This window comes from Pediococcus sp. M21F004, from assembly GCF_051122535.1.
Classification (GTDB): domain Bacteria; phylum Bacillota; class Bacilli; order Lactobacillales; family Lactobacillaceae; genus Pediococcus; species Pediococcus inopinatus.
In genome coordinates this window covers 143885-167842 of sequence record NZ_CP177314.1, presented here as the reverse complement: position 1 = coordinate 167842, position 23958 = coordinate 143885, and the positions used below count along the sequence as shown (strand labels likewise).

Below are 23958 nucleotides of genomic sequence, written 5' to 3'. Positions count from 1 at the left end.
TTTAGAGGCAGTCGCAAACAAAAAGCAAACGTACATTCGGACTCTAATTATAAAAACATCCGCAGCAATTTTTGTTTTGTGCGGATGCTTTTTTAAATCTATTAAGTTTACTGCATAAGAACCTTTGAAAGAAAATCTTGAGCACGTTCTGTTTGTGGATGGTCAAAGAAATCTTCTGGAGTGCCTTTTTCTTGAATGTAGCCCCCATCCATAAACCAAACTTGGTCGGCAACGGAACGAGCAAATCCCATTTCATGGGTAACTACTACCATCGTCATGCCGGCTTTAGCCAAATCCTTCATAACTTGTAAAACGTCACCAACCATTTCAGGATCTAGCGCGGAAGTTGGCTCATCGAAGAGCATAACTTCAGGTTCCATTGCTAAAGCACGTGCAATGGCCACTCGTTGCTGCTGACCACCTGATAAACTACTTGGGTAGACAGAACCTTTGTCGGACAGTCCAACCTGTGCCAAGAGCTTCTGTGCAGTTTCTGTAGCTTGTTCATCAGTTAAATTTTTAACTTTCATGGGTGCTAATTTGAGGTTGTCTAAAACCGTCATATTGGGAAATAAATTAAAGCTTTGAAAAACCATTCCCATTTTTTCACGCAATTCATCTAGCTGTTTTTCTTTCAATGTGGTCAAATCAGTTCCTTCAAACAAAATATGCCCATCACTAGGATGTTCCAATAACGTTAAGCAACGCAGGAAGGTACTTTTCCCGGCTCCTGAGGGTCCAATCACACAAATTACTTGGCCCTTTTTCACTGTTTCTGAAATATCTTTCAGAACTTCTGTTTCATGATATTTTTTATTTAAATTTTGAATGTCTAAAATATTAGTTGGCATGTTTCATTCTCCCTTCAAAGTAAGCTAAAACTTTTGAAAGCCCGAAAGTAACGACGAAATAGAGGACCATTGCAACAACGATTGGTGCTACCCCTCGGTAAGTATCTGATTGCACAATCTTAAGTTGGTAAATAAGATCCGTAACTCCGATAATCGACACAATTGAGCTTTCCTTAATAAGTGAGATAAATTCGTTACCTAGTGCCGGCCAGATGTTTTTAATCGCTTGTGGCAAAATAACATAGCGCATGGTCCCGTTCTTAGAAAGCCCCAAACTACGAGCAGCTTCCGTTTGTCCTTTATCAACCGAATTAATTCCGCCTCGAATGACTTCTGCCACATACGCACCACTATTTAACGAAACCGCGATGATCCCAGATGTTAAAGCAGGAATATTCACGATCAGTCCAATTCCAAAGTAGACAAACATAATCTGAACCATCAAAGGCGTGCCTCGCACAAATTCGATATAAGCAGTAGAAATTGCTTTAAACAATTTATTACGACTCAAACGCATAAATGCCAGAATGGTTCCTAAAATAAATCCAAAGAATACTGAGAACACTGAAATTAGCAACGTATAGCCAATTCCTTTAGCAAAGTACTTCCAGTAATGAGTCATCGAAGTATCAACCGTATTGGTCTTCATATGACTACCAGCATCTTTTAAATACTCTTTGTTAATTAAATCTTTTTTCTTAATCTTAGCAAGACTCTTATTTACAGCAGCAGCTAATGTGTTAGAACCCTTTTGAAAGGCAATTGCTGAACTACTCTCATCTTTGCTTAGTGTAAAGCCGCCCTTAACTAAACTAAGTTGGGGATTATTTTTCACGTAGGCTTCAGCACTAGGTTTTTCCATGACAATCCCGTCAATTTTATTGGTTTGCAAAGCAAGGATTAAGTCGGCCCCTTTATCAAATCCCTTAACTTTTACATTTGAGATTTGTTTCTTGGCCATATTATATTGCATTGTCCCCGTTTGCGCACCAACCGTTTTATTTGCAAACGAATCTTTGTTTTTGTAAATCTTGTTATCTTTTTTATTAATGACAATATCCTGTCCACCTTGATAGTAGATATTAGAAAATGTCACATTTTTACGACGAGCTGGTGTTGGATTCATCCCCGCCATGACCATGTCAACTTTTCCGGTCTGTAAAGCCACCAGTAAAGAATCGAAATCCATATTTTTGATTTTTAGCTTTACGCCTAAATCTTTTGCAATTTGCTTAGCAATACTAATATCCATCCCAACATCCACGCTCTTACCATTTTTGGTGGTTTGGAATTCATACGGGGCATAATCAGGACTAGTCCCTAATACTAAAACACCTTTCTTTTGGATCTCAGCTAGTGATTGATCATTTGAGCTTGTCTTGGAATCGGCTGCCTGGGCATTCCCAAATGGAATCATTGTAACCAGCAAACCGATAATTGCGATAATTTCAATAAATTTTTTCTTCATAACTGCAACTCCCTACGTCAAATAGAATATATGAAGTATAAGCGCTTTTGGTTTTTTATGCAAGCTTTTTTGTAAAATAATGTGTTTTATTCATTTTTAATAGGAATATTCATTATAAAATGTATATAATATCGTTTTCATTTAAATAATTTCCTAAACAATAGAGTGTTAAAGAGTTAATTGCCTAAATTCTGATTCAGGCCATTTATTAAGTTTATCCGAATCTGCTGCTTGATTACCTGACAGATAAAATGAAATCTGGTATGATAAGCGCATAGTATGGAAGCTGTAAGAAACTTGGTCATATGCGCCGGAGGGAGAATACTAAATGAGTTTAAAAGTAAAACAAGAAATTAATTTAGAAAAAATGTTGGATAAGTTCGTTGCCCCCGTGGAAGATAAAAAAGCTACGGACAAGAAAAACAAGTTTTTAAAACGTGACGACACTGATACGAAACAAAAATCATCAAAAAAATGAGTGAACCGACTAAACTGTCGTTTCACTCATTTTTTTATTTATTCATTACTGGCTGGATACCGTTTATTTAAAGTCTCAATATTTTCTTGTGCGATTTGTTCAAAGGGAATGTCTGCCCACTCGGCAATTTGAGATAAGTACCATAACACATCGCCCATTTCTTTTGTTAGTTCTTCATGATTGAGGTCTTTGCCATGAAACGTGTAATTTTTGACAAGATCAACAACTTGTCCACTTTCACTTGCTAATCCCAATGCGCAGTTTGTCAAAACCTGCTCATTACCAAATAATGTTCGGTTTGCTTTTTTTTGATAATCATTAAACTCCATGTCTAGTCCTCCCCAATTCGCTTTTCGATCCAATTCCAAACTTCATCTTTACCCATCTTAGTTTGTGCTGAGAATAACTGAAATTCATCAGGATCGCTAAGCTGAAGGCCCTTCTTAACAACACTTTCTGTCTTATTCCATTTTCCCCGAGCTACTTTATCACTTTTGGTGGCAACTACTAGAATCGGAATTTTATAGTAATGCAACCAGTTATACATAGAAACATCATCGTCGCTAGGTTCATGACGGGCATCAACCAGGGAGATCACGCCTTTTAATTGGGGACGTGTACTCAGATAAGTTTCAATCATTTTTCCCCATTTTTCTCGTTCTGAACGAGATACTTTTGCGTAACCATAACCTGGCACGTCCACAAAATATAATTGATCTTCCACATTATAAAAATTCAATGTTTGCGTTTTGCCAGGTTGAGACGAGGTCCGCGCATAACTCTTCCGGTTAATTAAAACATTTGTTAGAGAAGATTTCCCCACATTCGAGCGTCCCACCAGCGCTATTTCAGGATAACCAGTTGTAGGATATTGTGCTGGAGCTACAGCACTCATGACGAGCTCTACATTATGAACTTCCATTTCTTGAACCACCTTTTTAATCTTGTTTAATTTTAACACACAAAGATTAAAAAAAAGATGGTTTCTAAGTTCTAGAAATCATCTTTCGTCTCAATCTCGGGTTAAGAAGCTTTTTTATCTTTTAAAATTAATTCTGGTTCTGCGTTATCAATCACCGTTCGTTTCGTAACTGTTACTTGTTCCACATCATCACGAGATGGAATGTCAAACATAATGTCACGCATCACTTCTTCAATAATTGATCGCAAACCACGAGCCCCTGTATTTCGAGTAATGGCTTCCTCGGCAATTGCTCGTAAAGCCTGAGGAGTAAAGTGCAGTTTGACATCATCCAAGGACAATAACGTCTTATACTGCTTAACTAAGGCATTTTTTGGCTCTGTCAAAATGTGTACCAAGTCGTCTGTGGTCAGTTTTTCAAGTGCTGACAAGATTGGCAAACGACCAATAAATTCTGGAATTAACCCAAAACGTAACAAATCTTCTGGAATAACTTGCTGCATTAAACTCTTAGATTCATCAATCACTTTTGTAGAGTCTGTTCCAAATCCAATGACCTTATCACCTAAACGACTTTTGACAATTTCTTCGATTCCATCAAACGCACCCCCAACAATAAACAAAATGTTAGTTGTGTCGATTTGAATGAACTCTTGTTGTGGATGTTTCCGTCCGCCTTGAGGTGGGACGTTGGCAATCGTGCCTTCCAAGATTTTCAAAAGTGCTTGTTGCACACCTTCACCGGAAACATCACGTGTAATTGAGACATTTTCACTTTTCTTGGCAATTTTATCAATTTCATCAATGTAGATAATTCCCTTTTCAGCTTTTTCAACGTCATAATCGGCATTTTGTAATAGCTTCAAAAGAATATTTTCAACATCTTCACCAACATATCCGGCCTCTGTCAAAGTGGTCGCGTCAGCAATCGCAAAAGGTACATTTAAAATTCGTGCTAAACTTTGTGCTAAAAATGTTTTTCCGGATCCGGTTGGTCCAATAATACTGATATTACTTTTTTGTAATTCAGCGTCACCTTCGTCAGCATTCTCCATTTGATTAATTCGCTTGTAGTGATTATATACAGCTACTGATAAAGTTCGTTTAGCCTCTGTTTGGCCAATTACATAATCATTTAATTTAGCAACAATCTCTGCAGGAGTTGGTACATCGGAGAACTCTTCTGCGCTTTCTCTAGAAACTTCTTCATCAATAATTTCTTTACATAAGTCAATACATTCATTACAAATGTAGACTCCAGGACCAGCGACAATTTTCTTAACCTGATCTTGAGTCTTGCCACAAAATGAACATGTAATTGTCCCTGTGGTATCAGTGTTATCTAACAACCAACTCACCTCTCTATTATTTATACGGTTATCATACCAAAATCCGTCATATTAAGCTAACAACTCGTTTTAAAAAAGAACCCAATCAAATAAACTGAATGGATTCTTTCTTTAAGCAAACTTAATTTGCTTTATTTAGTTTCAGCATCGTCAGTTTTGTCTGCATCTTTTGTTTCTTTTGCAGCCTTAGCTTTGCTTTCTTCTACAGCAGAATCCGTAATTACGGAAACAGCCTTTTTAACTGCGATATCATGCTTCAACATGTCTTCTGAAAGAGCCTTCTTAATGGCACTTTCTTCCGTTCCATATTGTGAAGCCAAATCTTTAACTTCTGCAGCAACTTCATCTTCAGTTGGGACAATCTTTTCAGCATCAACGATTGCTTCCAAAACCAAGTTAGTCTTAACTCGGTTTGCAGCGCCATCTGCTAATTGCTTCTTAAGATCGTCTTCAGATGTACCTGTGATCTTGTAGTAGGTCTTAGGATCGATTCCTTGTTGTTGCATGTTTGCAAGGTATTGATCAAGTTGACGTTGAACGTCTTCATCAATCATTGATTGAGGAATTTCTTTGACTTCAGCATTATCAACAGCCTTTTGAATAGCTTCGTCTTCTTTAGCTTGTGCAGCAGCTTCGTCTTTTTGTGCTTTCAATTCGTCATGTGTCTTTGCTTTTAATTCTTCCAAAGAATCAACTTCTTCGTCAACATCTTTAGCAAATTCATCATCTAAATCAGGAAGCTCTTTTGTTTTAATTTCATGGATTGTAACAGCAAAATCAGCTGCTTTGCCTTGAAGGTCTTCAGCATTGTAGTCATCTGGGAAAGTAACTTTAACATCTACTTTTTCATCAGATTTATGACCAACTAATTGTTCCTCAAAACCAGGAATGAATGAGTTTGAGCCAAGCTCCAAGTCATAGTTATCAGCTTTACCGCCATCAAATGGTTTGCCATCAACAGAACCTTCAAAGTCGATTGTAACAGTGTCGCCATTTTCAGCTGGTTTGTCTTCTTTTAAGACAAGTTCAGCTTGTTGTTCACGTTTCTTTTCAATGTCAGCGTCAACTTCTTTTGAAGTTACACGATGAGCTTGTTTGGCTACAGTTACACCCTTGTAGTCGCCAAGCTTAACATCAGGTTTAACGGTCACAACAGCCTTCAAAACCCAAGCCTTGCCTTTTTCCATGCTATCAACATCGATTTTAGGTTGGTCTACTGGTTCAATTTTTGCTTCTTCAATTGCAGCTTCATAAGCATCTGGTAAAACGATATTTAAAGCGTCTTCGTATAATGCTTCTTCACCATACATTTGGTTGAAAATTTGGCGTGGAACACGTCCCTTACGGAATCCAGGTACATTTAATTGTTTCCGTGTTTTTATAAAGGCTTTATCTAAACCTTCACTAATTTTATCAGTACTAATTTCGAAAGTTAATTCGCCATCATTAGCACCCTTTTTTTCCCATTTTGCAGTCATTAATTTTTCCCTCCGACAATAAAAAAGTAGTTTAACAATTACTATTGCATACGTGTACTAGTTTACCGTAACCGTTGCTAATTGTAAATGCTTATGTTCCTATATCACCCGTAAACTCTCAATAAATTACAAATATATCCGGAATTTTGGTTACAAAAAAAGACTCGGAACGAATCCCGAATCTTTTTTCTGTGTGAATTTGAAATTAATTAGTCATCAACTTCAGAAACGACACCAGCACCAACAGTATGTCCACCTTCACGAACAGTGAACTTGAGGCCTTTTTCAATAGCAACTGGTTCGATAAGTTCTACAGTAAATGTAACGTTATCACCAGGCATTACCATTTCAACGTTTTCAGGTAATTCAATTACACCTGTAACATCAGTTGTATGGAAGTAGAATTGAGGACGATAGTTTGAGAAGAATGGCGTATGACGGCCACCTTCTTCTTTTGTTAAGATATAGACCTCAGACTTGAACTTCTTGTGAGTCTGGATTGAACCAGGAGCTGCAAGAACTTGTCCACGGACAACTTGATCACGGTTAATACCACGAAGCAAGACACCAACGTTATCGCCGGCCTCACCTAAATCAAGAGTCTTACGGAACATTTCAAGACCAGTAACAGTTGACTTCAAAGGTTCGTCATTCAAACCAACGATTTCAACTTCATCACCGACTTTAACTTCACCACGATCAATACGACCAGAAGCAACAGTTCCACGACCAGTAATTGTGAAGACATCTTCAACAGGCATCAATAAAGGCTTGTCATTTTCACGTTTTGGTGTTGGGATATATTCATCAACAACATCCATTAAGTGAAGGATAACTTTTTCTTGTTCTGGATCGCCTTCAAGAGCCTTCAAAGCTGAACCACGGATTACAGGAATATCATCACCAGGATAATCGTATTCTGATAATAATTCGCGGACTTCCATCTCAACTAAGTCAACTAATTCGTCATCATCAACTAAATCAGTCTTGTTTAAGAAGACAATAATGTAGTCAACACCAACTTGGTGAGCAAGTAAAATATGTTCACGAGTTTGTGGCATAGGACCATCAGTTGCAGCAACAACTAAGATGGCACCATCCATTTGTGCAGCACCAGTGATCATGTTCTTGATGTAATCAGCATGTCCTGGGGCATCAATATGTGCATAATGACGTTTTTCTGTCTCATATTCAACATGAGCAGTGTTGATTGTGATACCACGTTCACGTTCCTCTGGAGCAGCATCAATATCAGCATAATCTTCAGCCTTAGCTAAACCTTTTGCAGCTAAAACCTTTGTAATTGCTGCCGTTAAAGTAGTTTTTCCATGATCAATATGGCCAATTGTACCAATATTTACATGGGGTTTTGTTCTTTCGTAATGTTCTTTTGCCATTAATACGAACCTCCTGTATTTTTCGTAAGAATTACTCAGCCCTTGACGTGGCTGGATTCTTTAAAAACTATTATACTACATCCTCATAAAAAGGCCAAGTCTCACCTAAGAGAATCCTTAAACATTATATAAAGAACAACGTTATTTGTAAACCAATTAAGCTAAAAAAGTTTTATTATTTATAGCTTTTTACTTATTGTAATCGGTACCATCTAAAATTTGTTGGGTAAAATCTTTGAATTTTCTTTGCCATTTTTCTATTGATTGGGTGGCTTCTCCATCTTGATGAATCCGTCCGTAATACTCGTCCAGCCAGTATTCCACCCAACGATCCGGATCCGAAAAGACCTGGTCTGCAAACGGATAAACATAGCTTAAATACAAATCTTTTTCTTTTGAAATTCCGGTCAACATAATTGGATCTAGATTAGCCAATTTTTTTTGTAAAGAATCAGTTAATTTTTGATTGGCAGGATTATCCAAAATTCCCTTTAGATCATCGAGGACCACATCGTGATTTTGTTTATCCAACCAATAATAGCTAACCGTCCCCTGCTGTCCCATCAACACGACATTCTCCAAAACCGTCGCTCGAATTAATGGGTGCACAAAAGGATCCACGAAAATGAACTGAGCAGCTTGAAAATATTCAGTCGCCGGTAGTTGTTTAGCCGCTTCAAGTGCTTTGTTGGCTGCTACTATAGCTAAATCTCCTATATGATAGAATTTTTTCAATCTTTGGTTCAACGTTTGACTTTGCTCTCGAGCTTCACTTTCCGCGGTCATTAGTTTAGCCTCAAATTCTTGTAAATCTTCAAAATGATGTTTGTGAAGAACTCCTAAAAAACGATGAGCATCTAAAAAATCTTGGCAAGCCAACATTAAAGAAAAGTACAGCTCTCTTCCCTGTTCATCCTGCATATAAAAATCCACGGCATCATTTGCATATTTCAAGCCTTCCACATAGTGTTTCGTTTGAAATAAACTAAGCACAAAAAAATAATTTAATTTTGAATTGGTTTGAATTTCATCTAGATTTGGCTCAATTAGATTAAGGACCTTTTGCCAGTTTTCATCTGCCACGGCCTGCTTTATTTGCTCACTCTCAATCACATTTTCATCTCCTATAATTATCCTAAACCAAGAAACTGGCAATGCCATCTATCCTAGCATTACCAGTTTCGTTAATTCTCTACGCTTCTTTTGCAGGAGCTTTTTTTACTATTTTATGATGATGTTGATTAACTTCCATAATTACAGGAAGAATCACTGGGTGTCGTTTTGTTTGTTCAAACAAATAACGACTTATTTTTTCTCGAATATCTTGTTTCAAGTGACCCCAATCAAATTCTTTGTTATCAAGGTTATTTTGCACAACTTCAGTAACAATGCTGCCACTCTTCTTCAAAATATCTTGGTCGGTATTATTAACGTAAACAAACCCCCGAGACGTCACTTTTGGTTCGCCAATAATCAGTTTCTTTTTGCGATCGATGGTTACAACCGCGATAAATATCCCGTCATCTGAAAGAATCTTTCGGTCTCTTAATACAATGTTACCAATGTCACCGACACCGATACCATCAATCATGGTGTCACCAACTTCAATTCCCTCACCTAAATGCATTTCATTATTCTTATATTCTAAGACATCGCCCTTTTGGGTTAAGAATATATGGTCATCTGCCATACCAACTTCACGAGCAAGCTGCGCATGAGTATTTAAAAGCCGATACTCTCCTTGAATTGGGATTAAGTATTTTGGATTCAAAAGATTAATCATCAGTTGTAAATCATTTTTGCTAGCATGACCAGAAGCATTCAAATCATCAGAAATCGCCTTAACTTCACCGCCAGCACGATAAATCATATTTTTCGTTTTCGCAACAGTGGTTTCCATTGCATGGGATGGCGTCGTTGTGATAAACACTAAATCTCCGGCTTCAATATGAACACCTTTGCCAGGATCGTTAGACATTTTTTGCAGAGCTTTAATTGGTTCGCCCATTTTGCCAGTCTCTAAAATAACCGTCCGGTCTTTGTCTAAACTAGCAAGTTTATTGAACGGCACAATAATATTTTCATCAGGCAAATGCAATTTATTTAAGCTTAGAGCTGTGTTTACAATTTTTTCCAAATCGTGACCAGTCAAAACAACTTTCCGATCAGATTGCGCAGCAGCGTCTAAAACCTGTTGAATCCGTAAAATATTCGAAGCTACTGAGGCCACCACAATACGTCCTTGATGGTACTTAAAAGTTTCCAGAATATAATTCGCGATATCTCGTTCATTAGTTGAAGGCTTGGGATTCTCATCATTTGCAGATTCGCTCAATAAAGCGAGGACACCATTTGCTCCAATTTGACCTAAACGACCAAAATCTGTTGCATATTCTGGTGAGGCCGTCTGATCAAATTTAAAGTCACCCGTGTAGACAATCTGCCCTTCTGGTGTTTTTAAAACAATGCCTAAAGACTCAGGGATTGAATGGGTTGTCCTAAAGAAACCAACTGTCACGTCACCAAAATCAATTTCCATTTTCTCGGTAACAATATGGAAATCACTAAATTGCTTTAATTTAGGATCTTTTTCAACGTTTAATTTAGCTAGTGCAATCGTCATTTCTGACCCAAATACAGGCACTGGAAATTTGTCTAAAAAGTAAGGCAATGCTCCAATCGCATCTGCGTGACCGTGGGTAAGGAAAACACCCACAATTTTGTCACTATGATCTTCCAAATACGAAAAATCAGGAATGACGACATCAATTCCTAATAACTCGTTTTCCGGGTACTTCAAGCCACAATCCAAAATATAAATGGCATCATTAACTTCAACGGCATACATATTTTTGCCATTCTCACGAACCCCACTGAATGGGATTATTTTAATACTATTACTCATTTATTCCACCTCAAAATTTTAATTACTTTCATTATTTTACTTGTCTATCTATCAAAATACTCTGATTTCTTAATAGCCTATGAAATTCATAAAATCTCATAGTTAAATTAAAACCCTAGAGTGTCATTTTAGATGAATTTTCGGTTGCCAAGTACAAATTCAATCAAACTCTATTTGTAACTTGTTTGAACTTATAAATTCTATCTACCTAACGAAACACACGCTTATTGTGTTTTTAAACTTTTTTCTGTCTCGACGTATAAACTGTTTTAAGTTTACCACATTTTATAGTAAGAGTTGCGTTTCAAGTATTTAAACATGAGAGAAACAAATGATTTTAGTCTATATTTTGATTTTTTATTGAAATGCTTCGAAATTTTGGGTACAAAAAAAGTGGGCGCCGAAGCTCCCACTTTTTTCTTTTTAACGACGTAAACCTAATGATTGGATCAAGTCACGATAACGTTTGATATCTGTACGACGTAAGTATGCTAATAAATTACGACGATGACCGATCTTCTTCATCAAACCACGTTGTGAATGAAAATCTTTTTTATGAACACTTAAATGTGCATTGATTTCATTAATATCTGCTGTTAAAACTGCAACCTGGACCTCTGTAGAACCAGTGTCACCATCTTTACGAGCATATTTCTTAATGATTTCAGTTTTCTTTTCTTGTGAAATTGCCATTTTTTTCACCCCTTTTTATATATTGCCCGAAACTGGGTAATTCGTTGGTGTTTCGAAAAACCAAGTATGGGTTCGTGCGCTAGGCACATGTTATATCATACCTAATTCAAATCCAAAATACAAGTTTTACCTTAATTTAGGTCTGTAAAGCCCGCAAAAATCCAAGTTTTACCTATCAAGTAAAATTACTTGACGATTTGTTATTGCATTCAATTGCTGTCTTCTGTATAATAACACTTGTTGTAGTATTAATTTCAGATTAGTGGAGGTGAATCAAATGCCAGTTATTAAATCCGCAATGAAGCGTGTAAAGACTAATGAAAAAGCAGCTTTACGTAACCAATCACAAGTAAGTAATTTACGTTCAGCCGTTAAGAAGTTCGAAGCAGCTGCTGTTAATGGCGCTGACGATAAACAAGATTTATACCTTTCAGCAATTAGCAAACTTGACCAAGCCAAAACAAAAGGCTTAATCAAGGCTAACAAAGCCGCACGTACAAAATCACGTTTAACAAAACAACTTGCTAAATAATTTATGAATATTATAAAAGCCCAGGGATATTTTATCTCCGGGCTTTTATAATACCTATTTTTATGCAATCTTTTGATCAACAAATTGGAGTAAAAACAGCTCAAACAACAATTCGGGATCTTTTTGAGTAGATTTTAACTGTAAATCTAAATCTATCAAACCGGTGTATCCCATCGTCAGATCATTCATTGAAAAATGCCGACTAGTCTGCATTGCTAATTTAACTCGATATGGATGAACTTTTAAAGTTCCGGCAATGTCTCCTTGAGAGGATCCCTGATTCTGCAAAATTTTGACCTGTAATAATAAGCGAAATTGACTAACCAATACAGCATTGATTCGAAGTGGTTGTTCCTGTTGGGTGATCAAGCTTTGATAGATATCAATAGCTTGCTTTGAATTTTTCTGCAAAACTGCATTGCTCAAATCAAAAACATTTTGGTCCAAACTTTTTGAAACAAGTGCATCAACTGATTCAACTGTAATTGTTCGTTCCTTGACATTATATAACATCAATTTAGGCAACTCATTCATCATCTTGCTTAGATCAGAATCGGTTCGAAACAACAACTGTTCCAAGGCTTCTGAAGCAATCGAATATTGATTTTCTTCAAGTTTAGCTGTCACTAATTGACTGACTTGGTTTTGATTTAGATTGCCGATTTGGATTGTTATGGCTTGATTGTTGAGGGTTTTGACAATTTTCTTTCGCCCATCCAACTTCTCATAACTCGCAAGAAAGACTAAAACAGAGGTTTCAACTGGCCGATCTAAATAAGCCTGTAAACCATCAACATCATGAACCGGACCACCCTTATGTCGCTCACCAGTTAAGAAATACGGATTCTTAACAAAAATAATGCGTCGCTCTCCAAAAAAAGGCGCGGAAGTTGCATCATCCAAAGCAGCTCCCAAGGGTGTGACTTCCATGTCGTAACTAGCCACATTCATCTCTCGTTCTTCTTCAGGCACAAGTTTTTGGAAGGCTTCTTGAATTTGCTGTTCAAGATAGTTTTCCTTTCCCAAAATTAAATACATGGAATCCACTTTGTGTGCAGTCAATCTTTTTAAAAGTTCAGTGTATTGGATCTTTTTCATAATTCCTCCGTACGAAACGCCAGTTTGTAAATCCTCGGTTTGTAAACCGATAACTGATCATCCCTTCTTCAATTGTTGATAACGATTGAATATCTAACTTCTTTAGCGTAGTTAGCGTTTCAGGGTTGGGATGACCATAATGATTATTTTTCCCCGCTGATATAACTCCAATTTTAACATGAATTTGCTTTAAATATTCTTCTGCAGAAGCAGTTTTACTGCCATGATGTCCCAATTTAGCAATGGTTGCCTGTAGATTAGGATAAGTAGCAATAATATCTTTTTCTCCCGCCTGGTCCAAATCGCCACTAAAAATAAAAGTGTCAGATCCTAGCTTCCCCCACAGAGTCAGCGAATCATGGTTCTCACCTTTTCCTGCCACAAACGGATGGACAATCTCTAAAGGTAAGTTTTTTATTTTTTGCCCTGCTAGAACTGGCGTTACTTTAGCCCGCCCTAGAAAAGGCTGAACTTTTGATTGAAACCCACGGGAATTCTCCATTCCTTTTGGAATAACTACCTGTTCTACGGTCATTTTTGAGAGCAAAACTCCGGAATCTCCCACATGGTCCGCGTCTTGATGTGACAAACATAGCGTATTAATTCTAGCTATGCCCAGACTATGTAAATAATTTAAAACCGGTGGCAGATGCCTTTTAGGCGGGCCCTGCGCCCAATCTGGTTTTAGAAATCCTACTTTCCCGCCGGTATCAATAACCGTCACTGATCGATTAAACGGCGTCCGAATCATAATACTATCACCTTGTCCTACATCCACAAATGTTACTTCACCATGCAACGGAAAATGAATCCAAATAAATCCACCAAGGTAACAGGTTATTAGAGTAAAAGTAAAATATTTTTTTAAACGTGGAAAAGCAATCCAGCCTAATGACACCACCAATAAAATAACCGTAAACTCCAGTGACAATTTTCCAAAAACAATTTGTCCCGGCACATGACTCAATGCCGTCACTAAGTAATGAAACAGACTCAATCCTAGATTAAGCACTTTCGTTAATTGAGGAATAAACCAATAAGTAGCGGCACTTAATATCACAAGCGGCATCACAAAATTCGAGAAAATGGGAATGATCAAGAAATTAGCAAACGACGTCAGTAAATGCCATTGATACGTATGAAATAAGATAATGGGTAAACTCGCGATATTTAGAACCCAGGCCCGTTTAAAGGACGAATAATTACCAATGAAAATAAGCAAAAAGGACAATAGGTAACTAAGCTGACCACCCATACTTAAAATTACATACGGATCAAACATAAGATTTACTAACAGGGTCACACTCCACACGTTTAGTTGGACACGTTGTCTGCCGAGCTTTGTTCCAAGCATCCCCAATTCCGCCATCATAATGGAACGAAACAGACTGCCTGATCCACCCCCAATCACTAAAAACGCAGGGAGCAATAACAAAAGTAACAAGGATGTTGTTTCTTTTGTTATATACATTCGTAAGAAGAGGCGCCGTAATAACCAGCAAAAATAGAAAACATGGAGGCCTGATAAACTAAATAAATGCAACAGGCCAAGCGTTGTCACACCCTCCATATCCTCTGAAAATTCCTCGTCTTTAAAGCCAATCAAAAGACTTAGCGCGTAAGTTTTCATTAATTTAGGCAATTGCTCACAATATTTCCGCATGTTATTGCGTAGAATATGTAACCAATTTAGCACCCAAGTTAACGGATTGGTAGCCTTGTATTCCTGCCATCCTATAATAGTGGTCTTGCCTAATAAATTAGTAATTCCCTTGGAATAGCAATAAGTCCGATAATTAAATTGATTGAGATTGCCTGGTTGATCGATCGTTTGTAGCTGGCCGTTAACTGCCAGCTGAATCGGTCGGTTAATTTTTTCGAGCCGCTTTTTTTCTGCAGCCGATTTTAAATAGCCTGAAACTTGTAAATGATGCTTGTTAGCATCAGCTCCTGTAAATTGAAAATAGTCACCCTGACATTTGATCTCGTCCGGTTGAACTAAGATTGTTCCTCGCCAGTCTGCTTGATTGAGCTGAATTCTATTAGTCAGCACAACCTTATGGCCTACAAAAAGTAAGCTCATTCCAATTCCTGCTAAAATCGTGTAAACGGCAATTCGCTTACTATGCAAACAAAAAATCCGAAAAATCCAATAACTCGTAAAAATTAAGAAAAACCATAATTTACTAGTAATTACAGCATCGAGAAGAATAGCTAAAACCGCAATAAAAATCCACGGGAAAGGTTCGCGATTAGTCTTGATTAAGAACTTTTTCCATCGAAATGGCAGCTATTTCGTCATCAGTAAATTTAACGTGTTGTACTTCAATGTGCATTCGTTTTAAAAGGCTCATGGCATAGGGATCATTATGATAATTACGTAAATAATGAATTTTTTTAATCCCTGCTTGAAGGATCATTTTGGTACATTGTAGACAAGGAAAATCAGTCACATAAATTTCAGCACCTTCAGTAGCCGCGCCAAATTTGGCACACTGCAAGATAGCATTCATTTCCGCATGGATCGTCCTAACACAATGCCCATCTACTAAATAACATCCTTCATCAATACAATGTGTGTCTCCAGCAACGGATCCGTTGTATCCCCCGGCAATGATGCGTTTGTCTCGCACAATGGTTGCTCCAACAGAAAGTCGATTACAAGTACTTCTTAAGGATAGTAATGCAGCTTGCGTCATGAAATATTGATCCCACGGAATTCTTTTATCACTCATAATGATTTTTCCTCCCTTTTAGTAAAATATACAATACCCTATTATAACCTACACACTCAATTGAGGCTTTAAAGCCTCAAATGTTTTATCGCCAATTCCCTGCACTTCTTTTAATTCCTCAACACCTTTAAATTTACCATGTGCTTCTCGATACTGAATAATCTGGTCTGCCTTCTTTTCGCCGACTCCAGTCAATGTTTGTAATTGTTCTTTAGTGGCACTATTCAAATTCACTGTCCCGTTGCCGGCAGCTGCTCCTCCTGCACTTGTTGCAGACGTCGAACTATCACTTATTTCCCCAGCACTGTTAGCCGCACCAGATGAGGCGCTTCCCGCGGATTCTTCAACTACTTCCGTATCAACCGTTCCTGTAGCTGCCCCTTTGATCTCACCGCGAATTGGGACATAGATTACTTGCTGATCTGTTAACCGCTGTGCCAAATTAATGTGCTTTCGATCTGCAGTTTTTTGCATCCCACCTGCTAAATTAATCGCATCATCTACCCGCATAGAAGTTTTTACTTTAAAAATGCCAGGATGTTTAACTGCTCCTTTAACGTCCACATAAATTACTTGGCTACTAGAAGCCACAGTTGATCCTGTATTTGTCGTTGCCGGCGCTACTTCCGAACTACTAGCACTACTTGAAAAACTTTGCGTGCCTGATGACTCTTGGCTGCTATTCATGGTCATCGCATCTGATTGGCCTGTTGAGGTTCTTTTTCCTAATAAGATAAAAGCTCCGATCGCAATCACTGCCACGCCAGCACCAATAATAATATATTTTTTATAATTCTCCCAAATTTCTTCGATCACAGTCGTTCATCCCCCTCTTTAAGAAGATACGACAAAAAAAGAGATTTTTTTTATTTATTATCGCTTTTCGATAACTTTTAAAAAAATCTCTTCATAACCTATTTAATTATGCGTTTCTAGATACTTTACCGCATCGCTAAAGTTTTTTACAGGCACCACTTTTAAATTTGGTGCAACTTTTTTAGCGGTCTTTTTAGCTAATTGATAATTTGTGAGATGATCTGGTTCATACTTTTCCACTAATTTCGTCGGTTTCACATAAGGCGCAAAGAAAATTGTGGCACCTGCCTTTTTGGCAGCAACAATTTTCTTATCAATCCCACCAATTTCACCCACGGTCCCATCTGTGGCAATTGTTCCGGTTCCAGCAATGTTACGCCCTTTACGCAAATTTTTCTGAGTTAACTGACTATATATTTGTAAAGTGAACATCAAGCCAGCCGAGGGGCCTTCAACACCATGGGAATCAATGGAAACAGGAACTTTAGTGGTAACTTTGTTATTATCAGTTAAGCCAATGCCGATCCCAGGTTTCCCCGTTGATAATTTAACGAGCTTTCCAGAAGTAGTCTTTATCTTACCATTATGCTGATAAGTGATTGTCAGTCGATCTCCAACTTTTTGACTACTAATTTTTTTCACGGCATCCTCAGCGCTAACCAACCGTTGGCCATTAACTTTAGTAATCGTGTCACCAACTTTTAGGGCATTTTTAAACTGCGAATTTTTCTCGATTTCAAGCACATAAATTCCTTTAAACTGAACCTTAACTTCCTGATGGGCCTGTTTATACGCCACATAAATCGCTTGGTTTACCGCACTCTTCATATAAAAAGTTTGGACTTTATTATACGTTGCATTATTTTGATTACCCGTTATTTCACTAACGGAGGCCACTTCATAATTTGGCATCAGTTTGGCATAAATATATAGTGCCGGTGTGCCTTGCGCAATCGAAACTGTCGTCATCCGGAAACTACCTTTTTGGGTATCTTTTTGATGATTGACCCGCACATACGGGCTCAATTGGTCCGCCGTTCCGGGACCCTCTACATAAAAAGGTAACGGTAAGAACAAAAGGACTAATAAAACAACGACTCCGACAAGAAAGGGCCAAATCCTTTTTAAAAATTTACGTAATTTCTGCAAACGACATCATCCCTACTTAAATTTAGCTTTTAATGGTTCACTGACATTTTGGGGAACAAACTGCGAAACGTCGCCACCCATTTTGGCAATTTCTTTGATAATACTTGAAGCAACATACGTATCCTGAGGCCGGGCCATCAAAAAAATCGTCTCGACTTTTTTATCCATCTGATGATTCATTTGGGCAATCTGACGTTCATACCGATAATCAGCTTCATCCCGCAATCCCCGAACAAGGGTGGTGGCACCTAACTTTTTAAATAAATTCACAGTCAGCCCTTGCATCGTCACTACCCGAACATTGGGCAGTGAGTCAACCGCTTCTTTAATCAGAGTAACTTTTTCGTCTGTACTAAACAACGCCGTTTTACTGGTATTAATGCCCACTGCGACTACTAATTCATCAAATAGCTGACTTCCGCGTTTAATGATATCAAGATGGCCATTTGTCAGGGGATCAAAACTCCCGGGAAAAATTGCAATTTTCATTTACTCACCCACTTCGTCAAATTGGTAAATGCTCACTTCTGTAATGCCATAATCCTGGCGCTTCCAAAGTTTAAAGTTTGGCAACGTCTCTGGCAGCTTCGCAAATTGATCAGTTTCGCAAACCAAAATGGCACCGGCGTTTAGCAAGCTTAGGCTTACCATTTTTGCCATATTTTGGGTAATTTTTTGTAATTTATAAGGCGGATCTAAAAATACTAAATCAAATTTTTTCCCTTGGTCTGCTAAAATATTCAGAGCAATTTTGGCATCCTGGCGAATAATTCTGAACTGGTCATCAGCCTTCGTCACCTTGACATTTTCTTCAATTGTTTGGATGGCCTGCCACTGCTTATCAACCAGCACGGCAGTATCAATTCCGCGAGAAACAGCCTCAATACTTAATCCACCACTTCCAGCAAACAAGTCTAATGACATCCCCCCATCAAAATAGGGTCCAATCATATTAAAAATGGATTCCTTCACTTTATCCGTAGTTGGACGCGTCTTTACTCCTGGAACTGCCTTTAGTCGGCGGCCCCCAAAATCTCCAGATACAACTCGCATTTATCTCACCTAATCTTCGTTTGTTCGTTTATAGTCTGTACTTTCGGCATCATCATAGTTGGTTCTCAAGGCTGCGCGCGGTGAAATTTCGGCGCGTTTCACACTAGAGAGCTTGCCAATCGCTGTACAAGCTTGCTCTGCCTTATCTTGATCTGTATACAATACGGCATACTTCATGCTCTTTGAAACGAAATATAAAATACCAAATTTTTTTAACTGCTTTACTTGGCGCATATTACCTAAAGTAACGATAATGCTTTCTCGCGGCTGAAGTTTAAATTCCATCAAAAAGCCTCCTAGATTACAATTTTTGTGGCGCAATTTCAATCAATAAATCATTTGTGTCCACAACGTCACCGGCCGACACATAAATGTGTTTAATCACACAGTCAAACGGCGCTTGAATTGTCGTTTCCATTTTCATGGCTTCAGTAACCAATAAATTAGTCCCTTTACTGATTTTATCTCCTGCTGCCACGCTCACACTCAGTACGGAGCCACTCATCGTCGCCCCAATTTCATTACTATTGGTTGGTTCAGCTTTTCGTTTGGTGATCGCTGTTTCGTGAATACTTAAATCGCGCACCACAATATCTTGTTTACGCCCATTGACTTCGAAATACAACGTCCGGCGCCCTTGTTCATCTACTTCACCGATTTGATTAAGTTTGATAATCAAATGCACGCCGTGATGCACTTCCACGTCAACTGTTTCCCCACGCCGAATTCCTTGGAAAAACGTTGGTGTATCTAGTTGCGTCACAGGCCCCGAGGTCTCTTCAAACTTATCAAAGTCTTCGAAAACTTTCGGGTAAAGAATCGCACTAATTACCTCTTCTGGAGTAGTCTCTCGTTTCAATTTTTCATCTAACACTTTTTTAAACGCCACAAAATCAACTGGTTTCGCTAAACTACCTGGGCGCACGCTAATGGCAAGCTGATTTTTCAAAACTAATTTTTGCAGTTGTTTAGGAAACCCATTTACAGGTTGGCCTAAATTGCCCGCAAAGAAATCAACGACCGATTTAGGAAAATCAAGGTGCTCACCCTGTTCCAGAATTGCATCTGGTGTAAGTCCATTTTCAACCATGAAGAGCGCCATATCACCCACAACTTTAGAGCTAGGCGTTACCTTGATAATATCACCAAATAGCTGATTAACCTGACGATACGCACGTTTAACGTCTTCAAAGCGCCCTTTTAATCCGAAGGCCTGCGCTTGTTGTTGTAAATTAGAATACTGGCCACCTGGCATTTGCGTTTGATAAATATCAGTCTGAGAACCGGTCATCCCGTTTTCAAAATCTTGATAAAACGGTCGAACCCCTTTCCAGTAGCGATTAATTTCTTCCACGTTTTGGCTATTAATCGTTGGCTGGCGTTTCGTTCCAGCCATTGCATAGTACAGACTGCTCATACTTGGTTGACTAGTTGTTCCTGACAAACTACTTGCGGCAACATCAACAATATCGACACCAGCCTTAGCAGCCCTCAAGTAGGTTGCAATGCCGTTCCCCGTTGTGTCATGGGTGTGCAAATGAATGGGAATTGTCAGAGTTTCTTTCAACGTGCTAATTAAGCGATAGGCAGCTTCTGGCTTTAATACCCCTGCCATATCTTTGATTGCTAGCATCTGTGCACCAGCTTGTTCTAATTCTTTTGCCAAATCGGTGTAGTATTTTAACGTGTACGTTTGCTGGTGACCATCCAAAATATCGCCGGTATAACACATCGTTGCTTCTGCAATTTTTTCAGTGTCCCGGACCGCCTGAATACTTGTTTCCAGCTGCGGTACCCAGTTTAAACTATCAAAAATCCGAAAAACATCAATGCCATTTTTGGCAGCCAGTTGAATAAATTCCTGAATAACATTATCCGGATAGTTTTGATAACCGACCGCATTACTCCCACGGAAAAGCATTTGTAACAGTGTGTGAGGCATCCGTTTTCTTAATTCATGGAGCCGAACCCAGGGATCTTCATGCAAGAATCTGTAGGCAACATCGAAAGTTGCGCCACCCCAAGCTTCAGCAGAAAACAACTGGGGAATTCCCCGGTCAATCTGATTGGCAATCGGCAACATATCGTGCGTTCGCATACGCGTTGCAAATAGACTCTGATGAGCATCTCGCAATGTGGTATCAGTCAACAATAATTGTTCCTGATCCGCAATCCAATTTTGAAGCCCCACAGCCCCTTTTGAGTCCAAAATATCTTTGCCGGTTTCCACAGTTTGCGGGATAAGCTGAATTTTTTCTAAAGCCTCCGGATAATATTTCTTTTCGTGCCGTTGGACACCATCCGTGCCATTCACAGTTACCTTACTAATGTAGGTAAGCAATTTATTGGTTGGGTTCATGTCACTAGCAACTTCAAAAAGCTCTGGTGTTTCATCAATAAACGTGGTCGTTGCTTCTCCAGATTGGAAAACAGGATGACTGATCACATTTTTTAAAAAGCCAATGTTTGTGTGAACACCGCTAATCATGAATTCGTCTAAAACTCGGAGCATTTTTTTAGCCGTATTCTTAAAATTGCTGTCATGGACACAAACTTTCACTAATAAAGAATCAAAGAATGGTGTGATAACCGCACCGGTATAGGCATTTCCGACATCCAAGCGGACCCCATTACCACCGGGAGAACGATAGGTTTCAATTGTTCCGGTATCCGGCATAAAATTCTTAGTCGGATCTTCAGTCGTGATCCGGCATTGAATGGCAGCCCCTTGATACGTTAAATCTTTTTGTTGAGGAAAATGAAGATCTGTAAATAAGTTTTTGCCTTGCGCAATTAAAATTTGAGATTGAACAATATCACGATCGGTAATCAATTCCGTCACAGTATGTTCTACCTGCACCCGGGGGTTCACTTCCACAAAGTAAAACTGATCCTTCTCCACTAAAAACTCCACCGTCGCCGCGTTTACATAATTAACCGACTGCATTAATCGGACCGCAGCATCACAAATGCGTTTTCGTAAAGCTTCAGGTAACGTCACACTTGGGGCAATTTCTACGACTTTTTGATTACGGCGTTGTACTGAGCAATCGCGCTCAAATAAATGCAAAACATTGCCAAATTGATCAGCTAGAATTTGCACTTCAATGTGTTTGGGTGATTGTAAATATTTTTCTAAGTACATCTCATCGCTACCAAATGACTGCATGGCTTCACTTTTGGCACGCTCATAGCTTTCTTTCAGCTCTGATGGCTCACGGACAATTCGCATGCCGCGGCCACCGCCACCCAAAGCGGCCTTCAACATAATCGGATAGCCGTGTTTCTTAGCAAAAGCTTGGACTTGTGCAAAACTAGCCACTGGATCTTTAGTCCCAGGGATCGTAGCAATTTCCGCTTTTTCTGCAACTGATTTAGCTTCTAGTTTATCGCCAAACATATGTAAATGGGCCACTTTCGGCCCGACAAAAGTTAATCCTTCTTCTTCACAACGACGCGCAAACTCTTCATTTTCCGATAAAAAACCATAACCGGGATGAATGGCATCCACGTCATTTTCTTTCGCAATTCGAATAATATCTTCAATATCTAAATAGGCTTCAACTGGCTTTTTACCAGCGCCTACCAGATAAGCTTCATCCGCTTTGAAACGATGCACCGAAAGCGCATCTTCCTTGGCAAAAATGGCCACTGTTTGTAGAGATAGTTCCTTACAAGCACGAAAAATTCGCGTGGCAATTTCGCCGCGATTAGCTACCAAAACTTTTTTCATGAGTACCCCTCCAAACTAATTTTCTTTAATTAATTGTAAAGTTGCAACGCGTTCTCTTTGAACACTTGCACTAATATTTAGAATAATCCCCATCGCTACTGACAAGACCAACATACTTGATCCCCCATAGCTAATGAAGGGAAAAGTGACTCCGGTAATCGGTAAAATTCCGGTAACCCCACCGATATTGAAGACCGTTTGGACTGTCAAATAAGTTGCAATTCCGTAACAAACGAGCGTTTCATACATCTGCTGCGCATGAATACCAAGCCAGATTGTCCGGCCTACAATCACCAGCAACAAAATTAGAATCAAACTAACGGTAACCAACCCGAGTTCTTCAGAAACTACCGCCATAATAAAGTCGGTATTAGCTTCTGGTAAGTACCCCTTTTTTTGGATACTATTTCCTAGTCCAACTCCAAAAACGCCCCCGTTACCCAAAGCATAATAGGAATTCACCAGTTGATTGCCGGCACCTTTCGCTAATTCAAATGGATGCGCAAAACCAACAATTCTTTGGAGCATATAATTTTTTGTATTGACATTAATCCGCGATAGTAAGGGTAAAATCACAAACATAAATCCGGAAACACCTAACAAAATTGTGCCAATTCCCTTGCGATAATCAATGCCACTGGCAAAGAAGATGATTAGAGCAATCGCAAAATTGATCGTGGCCCCACCCATATCGTGTTGTAGGAAAATGGCCAGTACAAACACAAAAACCATTGTTAACGGAGCGCGATAGTATTTCTTAGGATCCGCCGTTAGTCTGTCATTATGTTTGGAAAGCATATCAGCTAAATAAAGGGTCAAAAAGACCTTGGCCACTTCGGCTGGCTGGATGTTAACTGGTCCAAGCGAAATCCACCCTTTGGCACCATTAATTTCGGTTCCAAAAAAGATCAAATAAATAAATGAAAACAGCATGAGGACCGCAAATATTTTAAGGAAAGTCGGGCTTCGCAATTTGCTTAGTTTTAAGCTAAACACAATTCCAGCCACTAATATTCCTACCATTGTATAAGCCATCTGCCGAAAAAGATAACTGGTCGCGCGAATACCATTAATAATATAGTAATCAGCACTTGAAGAATACACCATGATAATCCCAAAGACGCATAGAACGATGTACGGAACTAAAATAAAATAATCTAAATTTCTCAACTTCTTCATTAAAAAGAACCCACCTTGATTGTAAAAAATTACAGTGCTAACTCTGCATATTATAGCATACGTAACCGCTGGCAAAAATTAAGAAACTGCGCAGATTACAGTAAATTGTTGGCATCCTCGAA

General features: G+C 38.7%; 22 protein-coding genes. 2 read left to right on the top strand and 20 right to left on the bottom strand.

What is annotated here, in order from left to right:
* Window positions 1-107: 107 nt before the first annotated feature.
* Window positions 108-851, bottom strand: a complete 744-nt coding sequence (locus tag ACLHK8_RS00860; RefSeq protein ID WP_057773621.1) for an amino acid ABC transporter ATP-binding protein — start codon at window positions 849-851, stop codon at window positions 108-110.
* A complete protein-coding gene (locus ACLHK8_RS00855; RefSeq protein ID WP_057773619.1) occupies window positions 841-2319 on the bottom strand; it encodes an ABC transporter substrate-binding protein/permease in 1479 nt (492 codons plus the stop codon). Before ACLHK8_RS00855 ends, ACLHK8_RS00860 begins: the two co-directional genes overlap by 11 nt.
* Window positions 2320-2647: 328 nt before the next feature.
* On the opposite strand from ACLHK8_RS00855, the gene ACLHK8_RS00850 reads away from it, so the two are divergent.
* Window positions 2648-2797, top strand: coding sequence for a hypothetical protein (locus ACLHK8_RS00850; RefSeq protein WP_156406514.1), 150 nt, complete (start codon window positions 2648-2650; stop codon window positions 2795-2797).
* A 38-nt stretch (window positions 2798-2835) separates the two neighbouring features.
* Here the strand turns inward: ACLHK8_RS00850 and ACLHK8_RS00845 are convergent, their stop codons facing one another.
* The 8 genes from ACLHK8_RS00845 to rpsO form a co-directional block, all read right to left on the bottom strand.
* Window positions 2836-3126 carry a nucleoside triphosphate pyrophosphohydrolase family protein gene (locus tag ACLHK8_RS00845; protein WP_057773617.1) on the bottom strand — a complete coding sequence of 97 codons (291 nt, stop codon included), beginning with the start codon at window positions 3124-3126 and terminating at the stop codon, window positions 2836-2838.
* Window positions 3127-3128: 2 nt separating this feature from the next.
* Window positions 3129-3719, bottom strand: a complete 591-nt coding sequence (gene yihA, locus ACLHK8_RS00840; protein ID WP_057773615.1) for a ribosome biogenesis GTP-binding protein YihA/YsxC — start codon at window positions 3717-3719, stop codon at window positions 3129-3131.
* Between the two features lie 101 nt (window positions 3720-3820).
* A complete protein-coding gene (gene clpX / locus ACLHK8_RS00835) occupies window positions 3821-5068 on the bottom strand; it encodes an ATP-dependent Clp protease ATP-binding subunit ClpX (protein WP_057773613.1) in 1248 nt (415 codons plus the stop codon).
* A gap of 131 nt (window positions 5069-5199) precedes the next feature.
* Window positions 5200-6546 (bottom strand): trigger factor, encoded by a 1347-nt coding sequence (gene tig / locus ACLHK8_RS00830; RefSeq protein ID WP_434520344.1) that lies wholly within the window; start codon window positions 6544-6546, stop codon window positions 5200-5202.
* 209 nt (window positions 6547-6755) lie between these two features.
* Window positions 6756-7943, bottom strand: coding sequence for an elongation factor Tu (gene tuf, locus ACLHK8_RS00825; RefSeq protein ID WP_057773609.1), 1188 nt, complete (start codon window positions 7941-7943; stop codon window positions 6756-6758).
* 189 nt (window positions 7944-8132) lie between these two features.
* Window positions 8133-9056: a hypothetical protein gene (locus ACLHK8_RS00820; RefSeq protein ID WP_434520343.1), complete on the bottom strand. Its 924-nt coding sequence runs from the start codon at window positions 9054-9056 to the stop codon at window positions 8133-8135.
* Between the two features lie 79 nt (window positions 9057-9135).
* Window positions 9136-10848, bottom strand: coding sequence for a ribonuclease J (locus tag ACLHK8_RS00815; RefSeq protein ID WP_063697738.1), 1713 nt, complete (start codon window positions 10846-10848; stop codon window positions 9136-9138).
* Between the two features lie 423 nt (window positions 10849-11271).
* Entirely contained in the window at window positions 11272-11541 is a 270-nt protein-coding gene (gene rpsO, locus ACLHK8_RS00810) for a 30S ribosomal protein S15 (RefSeq protein ID WP_057773603.1), read from the bottom strand.
* Window positions 11542-11818: 277 nt separating this feature from the next.
* On the opposite strand from rpsO, the gene rpsT reads away from it, so the two are divergent.
* Window positions 11819-12073 carry a 30S ribosomal protein S20 gene (gene rpsT / locus ACLHK8_RS00805; RefSeq protein ID WP_057773602.1) on the top strand — a complete coding sequence of 85 codons (255 nt, stop codon included), beginning with the start codon at window positions 11819-11821 and terminating at the stop codon, window positions 12071-12073.
* 60 nt (window positions 12074-12133) lie between these two features.
* On the opposite strand, the gene holA is transcribed toward rpsT, so the two are convergent.
* The 10 genes from holA to ACLHK8_RS00755 form a co-directional block, all read right to left on the bottom strand.
* A complete protein-coding gene (holA, locus tag ACLHK8_RS00800; RefSeq protein ID WP_434520342.1) occupies window positions 12134-13171 on the bottom strand; it encodes a DNA polymerase III subunit delta in 1038 nt (345 codons plus the stop codon).
* Entirely contained in the window at window positions 13149-15302 is a 2154-nt protein-coding gene (locus tag ACLHK8_RS00795) for a DNA internalization-related competence protein ComEC/Rec2 (protein ID WP_197460028.1), read from the bottom strand. Before ACLHK8_RS00795 ends, holA begins: the two co-directional genes overlap by 23 nt.
* 121 nt (window positions 15303-15423) lie before the next feature.
* Window positions 15424-15906 (bottom strand): ComE operon protein 2, encoded by a 483-nt coding sequence (locus ACLHK8_RS00790; protein ID WP_057773596.1) that lies wholly within the window; start codon window positions 15904-15906, stop codon window positions 15424-15426.
* Window positions 15907-15954: 48 nt separating this feature from the next.
* The gene (locus tag ACLHK8_RS00785; protein WP_063697744.1) at window positions 15955-16722 is read right to left on the bottom strand and encodes a helix-hairpin-helix domain-containing protein; all 768 of its coding nucleotides are present in this window, start codon (window positions 16720-16722) and stop codon (window positions 15955-15957) included.
* 102 nt (window positions 16723-16824) lie between these two features.
* Window positions 16825-17871, bottom strand: coding sequence for a SepM family pheromone-processing serine protease (locus ACLHK8_RS00780; protein ID WP_057773592.1), 1047 nt, complete (start codon window positions 17869-17871; stop codon window positions 16825-16827).
* A 12-nt stretch (window positions 17872-17883) separates the two neighbouring features.
* Window positions 17884-18360 carry a pantetheine-phosphate adenylyltransferase gene (coaD, locus tag ACLHK8_RS00775; protein WP_057773590.1) on the bottom strand — a complete coding sequence of 159 codons (477 nt, stop codon included), beginning with the start codon at window positions 18358-18360 and terminating at the stop codon, window positions 17884-17886.
* On the bottom strand, window positions 18361-18924 hold the full coding sequence (gene rsmD / locus ACLHK8_RS00770; protein ID WP_434520341.1) for a 16S rRNA (guanine(966)-N(2))-methyltransferase RsmD: 564 nt from the start codon (window positions 18922-18924) through the stop codon (window positions 18361-18363).
* Between the two features lie 9 nt (window positions 18925-18933).
* Window positions 18934-19209, bottom strand: a complete 276-nt coding sequence (locus ACLHK8_RS00765; RefSeq protein WP_057773586.1) for a YlbG family protein — start codon at window positions 19207-19209, stop codon at window positions 18934-18936.
* Between the two features lie 16 nt (window positions 19210-19225).
* Window positions 19226-22657: a pyruvate carboxylase gene (locus ACLHK8_RS00760; protein WP_063697751.1), complete on the bottom strand. Its 3432-nt coding sequence runs from the start codon at window positions 22655-22657 to the stop codon at window positions 19226-19228.
* Window positions 22658-22672: 15 nt separating this feature from the next.
* Complete coding sequence (locus ACLHK8_RS00755; RefSeq protein WP_057773581.1) at window positions 22673-23836, bottom strand: FtsW/RodA/SpoVE family cell cycle protein; 1164 nt, start codon at window positions 23834-23836, stop codon at window positions 22673-22675.
* Window positions 23837-23958: the final 122 nt, after the last annotated feature.

Coding starts and splice junctions, on each gene's coding strand:
- ACLHK8_RS00860 (WP_057773621.1), bottom strand. CDS start 851: ATGCCAACTAATATTTTAGACATTCAAAATTTAAATAAAAAATATCAT.
- ACLHK8_RS00855 (WP_057773619.1), bottom strand. CDS start 2,319: ATGAAGAAAAAATTTATTGAAATTATCGCAATTATCGGTTTGCTGGTT.
- ACLHK8_RS00850 (WP_156406514.1), top strand. CDS start 2,648: ATGAGTTTAAAAGTAAAACAAGAAATTAATTTAGAAAAAATGTTGGAT.
- ACLHK8_RS00845 (WP_057773617.1), bottom strand. CDS start 3,126: ATGGAGTTTAATGATTATCAAAAAAAAGCAAACCGAACATTATTTGGT.
- yihA (WP_057773615.1), bottom strand. CDS start 3,719: ATGGAAGTTCATAATGTAGAGCTCGTCATGAGTGCTGTAGCTCCAGCA.
- tig (WP_434520344.1), bottom strand. CDS start 6,546: ATGACTGCAAAATGGGAAAAAAAGGGTGCTAATGATGGCGAATTAACT.
- tuf (WP_057773609.1), bottom strand. CDS start 7,943: ATGGCAAAAGAACATTACGAAAGAACAAAACCCCATGTAAATATTGGT.
- ACLHK8_RS00815 (WP_063697738.1), bottom strand. CDS start 10,848: ATGAGTAATAGTATTAAAATAATCCCATTCAGTGGGGTTCGTGAGAAT.
- rpsO (WP_057773603.1), bottom strand. CDS start 11,541: ATGGCAATTTCACAAGAAAAGAAAACTGAAATCATTAAGAAATATGCT.
- rpsT (WP_057773602.1), top strand. CDS start 11,819: ATGCCAGTTATTAAATCCGCAATGAAGCGTGTAAAGACTAATGAAAAA.
- holA (WP_434520342.1), bottom strand. CDS start 13,171: ATGAAAAAGATCCAATACACTGAACTTTTAAAAAGATTGACTGCACAC.
- ACLHK8_RS00790 (WP_057773596.1), bottom strand. CDS start 15,906: ATGAGTGATAAAAGAATTCCGTGGGATCAATATTTCATGACGCAAGCT.
- coaD (WP_057773590.1), bottom strand. CDS start 18,360: ATGAAAATTGCAATTTTTCCCGGGAGTTTTGATCCCCTGACAAATGGC.
- rsmD (WP_434520341.1), bottom strand. CDS start 18,924: ATGCGAGTTGTATCTGGAGATTTTGGGGGCCGCCGACTAAAGGCAGTT.
- ACLHK8_RS00765 (WP_057773586.1), bottom strand. CDS start 19,209: ATGGAATTTAAACTTCAGCCGCGAGAAAGCATTATCGTTACTTTAGGT.
- ACLHK8_RS00760 (WP_063697751.1), bottom strand. CDS start 22,657: ATGAAAAAAGTTTTGGTAGCTAATCGCGGCGAAATTGCCACGCGAATT.
- ACLHK8_RS00755 (WP_057773581.1), bottom strand. CDS start 23,836: ATGAAGAAGTTGAGAAATTTAGATTATTTTATTTTAGTTCCGTACATC.